The following is a 581-nucleotide window of genomic DNA, read 5'->3' as shown; positions in this document are numbered from 1 at the left end:
ATGAAAGTTCAATTGAAACGAAATTGAAACGAAATTGAAACGAAATTGAAGTCATTTAGTAACTCAGTATCAATAGGTGAATACCCTAGTTAAAAATATTTTTCAAGTTGTAAAATATAAGCGTCAACTACCTTTAAGATCAGGTTAAACACCAGCTTTTACACACAAAATATTGATTGTTTAACTAGGTGTTTACATAATTAAAAATTACTCTAAGTTATCAAGTTGTTCTAATCCGGATAATACAGAGGTTAACGCGATTAGAGTTAACCTAAACTGTTCGTTAATCTCTGTTAAATTAAAATTTTGGCATAGGACTTCTAATTTTTGTGCTTCATATTGCACGTTTTTAGCTCCCATATTAGCCGCTACACCCTTTAGTGTATGTGCTAGTCGCTCCATAGTTTTTAGGTCATTTGATGCGTAGGCCTGGTTAAACTTGTGCTCAAAATCTTTTTCCCCATCTTTAAATTTTTTTAATAAACGCAAGTACAAAGCTTCCTTATTTTGTGTGATATTTAGTCCTACATTGATATCAATACCTGGTAAGCTTAGTTCAGACAGTTTTGAATGTTTACGTT

Annotated in this window: 1 protein-coding gene; it reads right to left on the bottom strand. The window is 31.7% G+C overall.

All coding sequences use genetic code 11. The annotated features are described in order from the left end of the window. Nucleotides 1–207: 207 nt before the first annotated feature. On the bottom strand, nucleotides 208–581 hold a 374-nt coding region (locus CJF42_RS18760), incomplete at its 5' end, for an Hpt domain-containing protein (RefSeq protein WP_141235591.1).

It is taken from the genome of Pseudoalteromonas sp. NBT06-2, assembly GCF_002276045.1.
GTDB lineage: Bacteria > Pseudomonadota > Gammaproteobacteria > Enterobacterales > Alteromonadaceae > Pseudoalteromonas.
This window is presented reverse-complemented; position numbering and strand designations above follow the sequence as displayed.